Here is a 2,979-nt window from a genome sequence, read left to right as displayed (position 1 = left end):
TAAGTAGACGAAAATAAATCAAAGTAGATTAAGTAATGTAAAAAATCTGGAGATGATTTCGTAGTAAGGGCTTCAGCCCTCAAATGAGGAATAAATTCCTCACTACAAACTTTGAATTATTCAAGCCGTTCTACTTAGTTTCCATCAACATGATGCAAATGTACCTTCTCATCACTGAGCATTTTTAATCCACAATGTCCACATTTATGGTTTTGCCGTTGGAGGGCTTTAGAGGTATTGTTGTTATGGAGCTTACTATTACGCTCGCTCCAATAACTCAAATCTCCGTCCTGGGGCGATTTTTCACCTTTAACATTGATGTGTTTATTTTCGGAGTAAGGAACTGAGGGGAACGCCTTATCTAGTAATTGCTTGCTAGTGTAGCGATTTTGCTTAGTTTCCTGATTGAATACCTTGAAAGCTCTGTGTTGAATGTGGTATAGCGAGTTACGCGACCCGTCCATCTTGCAGAAGCGGTGGTAGTTCCTCCAACCTCTAACTACAGGGGCTAATTTCTCAGCCTTTGTGGTAGCACCATAATTCGAGTTGTTGACGATGTGTTTTACTTTCTTACGAAAAGCTTTGTAGTTATCCATTGAGGGAGTACATCTAAACTTCCCGTTTTTCTGGACTTTGAAGTTCCAGCCGAGGAAATCAAACCCATCTGTCGCGGCGGTTAGCTTTGTCTTTTTCTCACCGACTTTCATTCCCCGCTCTGCTAGGAACTGACTAATTTTGTCAAGTATTTCTGTGGCATCGTCTTGTGATCTAAGTATTATTACCATGTCATCCGCGTATCGGATTGTTGGCTCAATAATCTTTTCCCTTGAGGTTTTGTCTGTGATTCTTTTTTTAGAGTCCTCGTGGTATCTATGAATACTTTCAATCCCATTTAAGGCGATGTTGGCTAACAGTGGACTTACCACCCCACCTTGCGGTGTTCCTTGTTCGGGAAACTCTGGGTTGACTCCGGCTTTGAGACATCGGAAGATTCCTTGTCTTATACTCTTAGGAGCGATGAGTTTATCCATAATGGCGGAGTGGTTTATCCTGTCGAAGCATTTTTCGATATCGAGTTCTATAACCCTTTTATCCATTCCATTTGCACTGGAGTTTAGATTGTTGAACAGTTGTCTTTGTGCATCATGTGCCGAGCGTCCCGTCCTAAACCCATAGCTTTTAGCATGGAAAGTTACTTCGTGTGCTGGTTCTAATGCGTATTTGATAAGGCATTGATACGCCCTATCTGCAATAGTGGGGACTTTGAGAATCCGGGTTTTACCATCCTTTTTGGGGATGGGTATTTCACGTAATCCCTGGTGTTTCCAGTTATTAGCTTCGGTTCTAAGTTTTTCACTTAGTTCAAACCTTTGCTCGAATGTGAGCGCAGTTTTACCATCAATTCCCGCTGTCTTTTGACCAGCATTTAGCTGTGTTACTTGACGGATAGCCAGTAATCTTGCTGCGGTTGATTTCAGAATCAGTTTTTGTAAGGACTTCGCTTTGCGCTTGTCGCCAACTTGAACAGCTTTATACACGCGTTTTTGTAGGCGGAATAAGTTACGGCGGAATTTCTTCCACGGTAACGTCTTCCAGGATTCACTAGAGTTGTCTCTGTGTCTAATCATGCTCTGCGACCATTTGTGTATTCTGAACACCTCAGACCAATTACGGTCTGTCCTACCCGAATTGAGGGAGTTCCGCTGCTCGTCCAGCCTACTTATAGGGTTCGACCGCCCTTAGACCCTCAATCCGTTTTTATTCGTTCCCTCGGTTAGATTGTTCGTTCCCTTAGATGTAGCCAATTCAACCATTGGATTCCCTGGACTCTTACCGCTACCACTAGAAAGTGCGGCGGGAATTAACTCCAATGAAGTCAGGTTTTGGTATTGTGTCCTGCTTAGATGTAGGTTGCTTTTTTAGGCTCTGTTTCACCGTAGGAACTCCCCATTAACGCCAAGTGTCACCCCACAACGGATGTCTGATTGCGTCCTGTTCCCAGCTTCACCCTCTAGAAACCGAGTCTAGTCAGTGTGGGTAGGTAGGGAGTCATACCTGAGTCTGGTAGATGGGACTTTCACCCATATCAGACCGAGAGTTCAACCTTTCTCCATGATTGGATTGGGTTGGTTAGCTTATGTACGGGCTGTTTACCGTGATTCAACTAACAACGAATCGCACTCTAATTCATCTTGGGTTTCCCAACGGCGAAATGTATTTTCTAAATCATCAAAGTTACTATTAGAATTAGTAGATGTATTCCAGCCATGAGTTTCAGTTTCTAGTTTTTGCTGGGTTTGTGCTTTGGTTCTGGCTGTTTGTGCTTCGGCTGCTTTTGTTTGTACTTCTTGACGACGTTGTTGAATTTTACGAAGTAGTTCTTGGGACTGGTTAATGCGTTCTTTTAAACCTTGCATTTGTCCCCACATTTGATTTCCTTCTCGCAGTAGGGCTGCTTCTCGTTCTTGGGCTGGGGTGGCTAAGTCTTGTCTACCTACGGCTTGGGCTTTTTGAATCCGAATATGCCATTTTTGGATTTCTTGGGCTGTGCTGAGAATTTCATCTTGCGATCGCTTCTCTTGCAATTGTAACTCAGCAATTAACTTTAATGTATCTTCTTCTTGTTCCCGCAGTTGTTCTAAAAGTGCTTCTAACTCTAAATGAGGGTTATTCCGCAAGAACTCTTCTAAACGACTTTCTAAAAACCGACTTAAATCATCAAATAAACTCACTGTTAAAACTCCAACTATCGGATATCTTACTAGTTTATAACAGAGAACAGGGAAATTTCCTTCTTTCTCCTAAGAACTGACAACTGACAACTGTACGGGCGAAGCATTTGGAGAACTATTTTTGGCAATGACCGATAATTTATCTTCCAAATGCTTCGCCCCTACTAACAACTGTACGGGCGAAGCATTTGGAGAACTATTTTTGGCAATGACCGATAATTTATCTTCCAAATGCTTCGCCCCTACT

At 42.6% G+C, this 2,979-nt stretch carries 2 protein-coding genes; both read right to left on the bottom strand.

Annotation, left to right across the window (positions count from 1 at the left end; genetic code table 11):
- Positions 1-134: 134 nt before the first annotated feature.
- Positions 135-1,628: a group II intron reverse transcriptase/maturase gene (ltrA, locus tag PN450_RS12510; protein WP_271836530.1), complete on the bottom strand. Its 1,494-nt coding sequence runs from the start codon at positions 1,626-1,628 to the stop codon at positions 135-137.
- Between the two features lie 522 nt (positions 1,629-2,150).
- Positions 2,151-2,732 carry a TIGR04376 family protein gene (locus PN450_RS12505; protein ID WP_271836529.1) on the bottom strand — a complete coding sequence of 194 codons (582 nt, stop codon included), beginning with the start codon at positions 2,730-2,732 and terminating at the stop codon, positions 2,151-2,153.
- Positions 2,733-2,979 lie beyond the last annotated feature (247 nt).

The sequence above is a fragment of the Dolichospermum lemmermannii CS-548 genome (genome assembly GCF_028330815.1).
Lineage (GTDB): Bacteria > Cyanobacteriota > Cyanobacteriia > Cyanobacteriales > Nostocaceae > Dolichospermum > Dolichospermum lemmermannii.
Note: the sequence above shows the minus strand (reverse complement) of the source record. Positions and strands in the feature narration are given on the sequence as shown.